This is a genomic window from Dialister sp. (assembly GCF_051885895.1).
In the GTDB taxonomy this organism is placed as follows: Bacteria; Bacillota; Negativicutes; order Veillonellales; family Dialisteraceae; genus Dialister.
This window is the reverse complement of sequence record NZ_JBJEXP010000090.1, coordinates 1-6545: the sequence shown is the minus strand read 5'-3', so window position 1 is coordinate 6545 and position 6545 is coordinate 1. Positions and strand designations below refer to the sequence as shown.

At 48.4% G+C, this 6545-nt stretch carries 3 protein-coding genes; all 3 read right to left on the bottom strand.

Translation table 11 applies throughout. The annotated features are described in order from the left end of the window. Nucleotides 1–478: 478 nt before the first annotated feature. Genes ACI4N7_RS07935 through hsdR form a run of 3 tightly spaced genes read right to left on the bottom strand, consistent with a single transcriptional unit; the run spans nucleotide 479 to nucleotide 5754 of the window. On the bottom strand, nucleotides 479–1957 hold the full coding sequence (locus ACI4N7_RS07935; RefSeq protein ID WP_439732819.1) for a restriction endonuclease subunit S: 1479 nt from the start codon (nucleotides 1955–1957) through the stop codon (nucleotides 479–481). Beyond that, nucleotides 1954–3423, bottom strand: a complete 1470-nt coding sequence (locus ACI4N7_RS07930; RefSeq protein WP_439732818.1) for an N-6 DNA methylase — start codon at nucleotides 3421–3423, stop codon at nucleotides 1954–1956. Before ACI4N7_RS07930 ends, ACI4N7_RS07935 begins: the two co-directional genes overlap by 4 nt. After that, nucleotides 3424–5754 carry an EcoAI/FtnUII family type I restriction enzme subunit R gene (hsdR, locus tag ACI4N7_RS07925; RefSeq protein WP_439732817.1) on the bottom strand — a complete coding sequence of 777 codons (2331 nt, stop codon included), beginning with the start codon at nucleotides 5752–5754 and terminating at the stop codon, nucleotides 3424–3426. It abuts the gene before it with no gap. Nucleotides 5755–6545: the final 791 nt, after the last annotated feature.

Below are 6545 nucleotides of genomic sequence, written 5' to 3'. Positions count from 1 at the left end.
CCCAGTCATTTCGAGCGGAGCGAAGCGGAGTCGAGAAATCCCTTTCCTCATTGAATGCCTGCACTCTAAAAAACACGCAAAAACTTCCTGAAATCCTCAAAGCGGGAAATACCCAGAAGCAGCTTCAGGCTGTATGACTGCATGAAGCAGCTTTACTCGGTCATTTCGAGCGGAGCAAAGCGGAGTCGAGAAATCCCTTTCCTCATTGAACGCCCGCGCTCTAAAATACACGCAAAAACTTCCTGAAATCCTCAAAGCGGGAAATACCCAAAAGCCGCTTCAGGCAGTATGACTGCATTTAGAGGATATCGGGAAGTTTTATGATGATTTTCAGCCGGCTGAGGAGAAGCATCCTGCCCCTCTCTCCGGCTGTCCTGCATTCCATGGATTTGCGCAGGCAGGATGTGCTGCCGGTCTTCAGGGCTCTCTGCTTCTCTGTATACATAGTCGGGATGAAGGGCCATCTGTCTCCATGAAATCAATCCTTTAGCTGCAGCTCATCACAGAGGGCCAGCAGGGATTCCAGCTTTTTCACAATGCGGTGCTGCTCGGCCAGCGGGGGAAGGGGAATAAGAAAGTTTCGCAAAAAACTTAACGACACAAAACTTTGAACTGCACCTGCTGCCTTTTTCTTCATTTCTTGTTGCGCCATCACAAGAAACCAATACACATACTCCATATCAAGGAAGTTTCCTATGTGTTTAAACAGAGCCATGTTTTTAATGCTAAAATCAGAAGTTCCATGATAAAGCACTGGGTTTCCCACCGTACCAATCATTGCAAAAAGTATATCCCCATCATCAACTTTAGACCTTTGATTTATTGATTCATAGTCTTCTTTACTGATTAATTTGCAATTTGAAAAATCAATTCCCTTATCAGTCAAATTTTTACTAGTCACAAGAGGATATCCCTCTAAATGATAAGCTGGAGTATCATGCGTACCATCTCGAACATCCAAACAGTCATTTAACCTCACCCATTCCCAGCTGTCGGGAATATCAAAGGGCTTTTCTTCTTCTTTCACCGCCGGAAGGGGCTTTGTTTTCTTCAGCTTTCCTTCCTTTACCAGCTTTGCTCTTTCTTTCCGGATTTCATCGAGAAGCTCCGCCGCTGTCCCTTCTTCTTTTCTCCGGGGCACCAGCTTTCCTTCCATGGCCTGCTGGAGGAGGCTCTTTTTCAGGTCTTCCGGGAATTTCCGGTTCAGCTTCTCCAGCTCCTCCGCCGCCCGGCCGTAGGATTCCACCAGGGGCTTCAGGGTTTCCAGTTTTTCAACAATGCGGTGCTGTTCGGCCAGAGGAGGAAGAGGAACCCCAAAATGAGTAATGTACTCTTGTTTCAGATTATTAATGTTAGTTCCATGCACTACATCTCGAATATGACCTCTGTAAAATTCACTGGAAAATATACACCTAATGTATGGAGCCAACAGACTATTAACAGGCCTGCAAATACGTAAAAAAGCGCCAATCATTGTTAAATTCTGCTGGCTCATGACAAATCCAGGTCTGCCAATAACCTTTTTGCTTCCCGTAGATGCAACTATAATTACATCATTAATCTGAATTTGCTTATTATTATCATATTGGCTTTGTGGTAAAAATACATCATCATCAAATAACTGAATATCTTCATTAACAATATTTCCTCCTCTCAAAACTCGTACACCCTTTGAGGTAATATCGTTCTTTTTGTAAGAGACTCCACCAATAATATCAAGCAATTCCCCCAGCCTCACCCATTCCCAGTTGTCGGGGATATCAAAAGGCTTTTCTTCTTCCTTCACCGCCGGAAGGGGCTTTGCTTTCTTCAGTTTTCCTTCCTTTACCAGCTTTGCTCTTTCTTTCCGGATTGCCTGGAGAAGCTCCGCCGCCGTTCCTTCTTCTTTTCTCTGGGGCACCAGTTTCCCTTCTATGGCCTGCTGGAGGATGCTGTCCCACAGTTCTTTTCCTGTCATGAGGATGCCCCCATTTCTTTTTCGATTTTAGCCAGGATGGTATCGATTTTCTCATTCAGGTCTTTTCTTTTCTGCTGGTAGACGGCAATAAGTTCATGGGGCGGAAGGATATCTTCTTCTTCATGAGGAAAGCCGCAGAGATCCAGGTTATACCCATTCGCTTCGATTTCCTCGGCGCTGAAGCATTTCGCTTTGGGCCAGCCCTCTTCCGTGATTTCTTCCCGGTGGTTCCACCAGGAGATGACAGGGTCGAAGTGGGAGAGCTGCATGGGCTTTGTTTTGGAGAAGTGCTTGTATCCTTCCGGCATGTCGAGACGGTAAATCCATGTTTCCTTCGTAGGGCCGGTGTGGTCGAAGAAGAGGATGTTGGTGGTAATGCTTGTATAAGGCGCAAAGACGCTGCCCGGCAGACGGATGATAGTGTGCAGGTTGAATTCCTTCATCAGTTTTTTCTTGATATTGGCTTTCGTATTGTCCGTGCCGAAGAGGAAGCCGTCGGGCTGGATGACGGCGGCCCGTCCCCCTTCTTTGAGGCGGTACATCATGACGGACATGAAAAGGTCCGCGGTCTCACTGTCCGCCAGATCCGCCGGAAAATGCTGCTGCACGTCCGCTTTTTCATTGCCGCCATAAGGTGGATTCATAAGAATGACGTCGAATCTGTCCCTGTCCGTGTAATCCAGCACGTCTTTCATGAGGCTGTTGCCGTAGATGATGTGGGGTTCGTCAATGTCGTGGAGCAGCATATTGGTAATGCAGAGCTGGTAGGGGAAAGGTTTCTTTTCCACGCCGTAAATGGAGTCATTGTACGCTTTCTGGTCTTCCGGTGTCCGGATCTGCGGCGCCAGCCCTTTGAGCCAGCTGGTCAAAAATCCGCCGGTGCCGCAAGCGAAGTCTGCCATCCGTTCCCCCAGTTTTGGATGAATCATTTCCGCCATGAAGTCGGTCACTGCCCTTGGGGTATAGAATTCCCCGGCGGAACCGGCGGACTGGAGGTCCTTCAGGATGGTTTCGTAAATGTCGCCCAGGGCATGGATATTGTCATAGCTGGAAAGGTCGATGGCATCGATGGTGTTCACCACCTGCCGGAGAAGCACGCCGTCTTTCATGTACTGGTTGGCGTCTTCAAAGACCGTTTTCACAATGGTTTTCTTCTGGGGCATATCCGGTGTCACCGGCAGATCCTTCAATACCCGGAACATATCATTCACAAAGTCCAGCAGGTCTTCGCCGGTACGGGCAGTCCCCTTCCCGTCGTCTACGGCCCATTTTTCCCAGCGGTAGGGCGCAGGAATGACAGATTCATAATCCCCTTCCATTTCCCAGTCTGCTTCCTTGGCTGCATAGACTTTCAGGAAAAGAATCCATGCTATCTGTTCAATGCGCTGGGCATCGCCGTTGATACCGCTGTCCATGCGCATAATATCTCTCAGCCTTTTCACCAGGCCGTTCAGGTTTGCTGCCATTTATCCAACATCCTTTTCATAAAGTTCTTTTTTCAGTTCGCGAATGGCTTCAAAGAAGCCGTTCTTTCCGCCAAAGAGGCGGGCTATGCCGGCAGGGGTGCCGTATTTCCGGAATTCCTTCATTTTCAGGATTTCCGGTTTTTCGATTTCCTTGATGCCCAGGTTCATGTATTTATCCAGCAGGATATCCAGCACTTCCCTGGCAGCACCGCCGTAGCGGTGGAAAATGTCTTTTTTCTTTACCTGTTCCGCCCGCTCTCTTCTTGTCAGCGGCTTCTGTCCGTAGGCAATGTTGCAGATGAAATCGAAGTCGTCCACATCTTCCATGTGCTGGCTCCTTTTCAGCTTATCCAGATCGATGCCCTGCTTTGCCAAAATTTCGGCAATCACCTTTTTCTTATCTTCCCTGTTCCATGTGCTGATAAAGGCGGACAGACTGCCAAAGGTGCCCTGCACGTTTTCTTTTGTATAGTCGATGATATCTTCCTGTTTCAGCAGTTTCCCGTCGCTGTCATAGACGGAAATGGTGCGGTTCAGTACATATACCCGGCATCCGTCAGGGCGGATAACCGGCAGGCTTTTCGGCTTATCGTCATCATTGTCATTTCCCTCACCGCCATAGGGAGTTTTCTTTTCCCCTATGCCCGGTTTCTTTTTTCTGCCGAAATCGGGATCCTGCTCCACCGGACCGTCCCAGTCGGGGTCTGCAAAGAGCCGCGTCACGTCCCTGAAATCCATGATGACGAAGCTGTACTTTCCATCCTGTGTGCGAAGCCTGGTGCCCCGGCCCACGATCTGCTTGAAAAGGGTCATGGAAGCAATATTTCTGTCCAATGCGATGAGCTTCACCATCTTGCAGTCCACACCGGTGGAGAGAAGTTCCGAGGTGGTGGCAATGACGGGATACCGGGAGCTTACGGAAATGAAGTACTGCAGTTTTTTCTTGCCGTAGTCGTCACTGCCGGTTATCCGCACCACATAGTCCGGATTTTCCCTCATGCGGAGAGGATTGGCCTTGGCCAGAGCCGCCCGCATTCGTTCCGCCGCCGCTTCTGTTTCACAGAAAACAATGGTCTTCTGGTAGGGCCCGGTGGCTTGCAGGTAGTCTGTAATCTGCTGCGCCACTTCCCTTGTCCTGTCTTCAATGACTATATTTTTATCGTAATCCAGATTATTGTAAATGCGGTCTTCCACCGGATTTCCGAAGGCATCCAGCTGCCCTTTCCTGGGCCGCCAGCCGTCGCCTATATTGGTATGTACATTAATGACCCGGAAGGGCGCCAGGAATCCGTCTTCTATGCCCTGCTTCAGGCTGTAGGTATACACCGGTTCACCGAAGTAGTCGGTGCTGGACACATAGGCCGTTTCCTTGGGCGTGGCTGTCATACCGATCTGCACCGCTTTATCGAAATAGGCCAGCACTTTCCGCCACCGGCTTTCTTCCTTTGCTGAGCCCCGATGGCATTCGTCCACAATGACCAGATCAAAGAAATCGGGATCAAAGAGTTCACGGAAGTGCTCTTCCTCATCATTTCCTACCATCTGCTGGTAAAGGGCGAAGTAGATTTCATAGGAAGTCAATGTCCGGCGGTCATCCTTGGTAAAATTCACCTTATGAATCACTTTTTCCAAAGGAGCAAAGTCCTGCTGGATAGACTGGTCCACCAGGATATTTCTGTCAGCCAGATAAAGCACTTTCTTCACCAGGCCGCTTTTCCGAAGACGCCACACCGTCTGGAATGCAGTATAAGTTTTCCCTGTGCCCGTAGCCATGACAAGAAGAATTCTTTTCTGCCCTTTTGCAATAGCATCCATAATACGGTCTACCGCCACCTGCTGATAGTAGCGGGGCGCATAGGTATTGGCAGATACATAATAGGGCTGTGTCAGTGCTTTCAGCTCGTTCTCCGTCATGGATGATTCCCGCACATACCGCTCCATAAGCTCTTCTTCCGAGGGAAATGCCTCCAAAGTGAGCGTTCGTTCCACACCGGTCAGAAAATCATACTCTTCAAAACCGTCGCCATTGGAACTGTAAGCAAATTTCACATCCATCATGATACAGTAATCCTTCGCCTGCTGCAGGCCAAAGGAAATAGAGCGATTGTTATCCTTGGCCTCCACAATGGCCAGCGGCAACACTCCATCTTTATAAAGCACATAGTCCGCCCGCTTCGGCTTCTCCCGCACTGCCAGATTTCCCCTGATATTCACCCTGCCGTCGGTAATAGCCTTTTCCATACGGATATGCTGCTTATCCCAGCCTGCCTCGATGGCCGGTGTAATAAACCGGTTCTTGATATCCTCTTCACTGAGACTTTTCTTATCCATGGTGTCACCTGCGTGTCATTAGGAATGATGAAAATAAGCTGTTAAAATAGGTATTCTTAATGTATATAGTACCATATTAGAAGAAAAAGGGCAGTAATTTCCGAATCCGATTCAAAAATCACTGCCCTTTTTCCACGCAAAACGCAGAAAAGCCTGCCAGGGGAGTATCGGGGCAGCATCGCCTTAATGGCAGAATCTGGTTTTATAAGAACTTTCAGCCCCTACTGCGTCCCAGGGTTCCTTAAATAGTCTCCAGATAAGTTCAGCCAGTAGATACGGCATCCACGCCTTGGCCCTCCTACATATGTAGGTGCTGCTCGATACTTAGACGGTCGAGAAATTAAAAGGAAAGCCCTTTTATGTGCAGACTAAGGGCCAACTTTTCCCGACTTGCATATCCTATGCAGGATACGCGCACTAAATGAGGAAAGTTCTGCGGCCTCTTCTTTATTGCTTTTCTGTCTTTTGTTTTTTGGTACTGCATTGTCTTCTGTCTATCATCGGCCGATTTTAGGGAGGATTGAAAAGATGGAATTCCTGATGTTTCTTCATTCCCCTGCCCTCCCCCTTACTGCGGATATGGAGGATGGCAGTTTGGAATTCGAATGCATCATCTCATGAGGTCTTCTCATCCTTCTGATACTACTATCGGTGGAACTTTAATTTATAGACCCCCTTAATGAAAATATTTTCACATTTCATATTAGTTTGGAATTACAAAGAGTCAGAACCGCTGCTAAACATCGAGACAGGGGATTTCGGGGCTCCGTTTCACTGCGCTCGAAAATCTT

Coding starts and splice junctions, on each gene's coding strand:
- ACI4N7_RS07935 (WP_439732819.1), bottom strand. CDS start 1,957: ATGACAGGAAAAGAACTGTGGGACAGCATCCTCCAGCAGGCCATAGAA.
- ACI4N7_RS07930 (WP_439732818.1), bottom strand. CDS start 3,423: ATGGCAGCAAACCTGAACGGCCTGGTGAAAAGGCTGAGAGATATTATG.
- hsdR (WP_439732817.1), bottom strand. CDS start 5,754: ATGGATAAGAAAAGTCTCAGTGAAGAGGATATCAAGAACCGGTTTATT.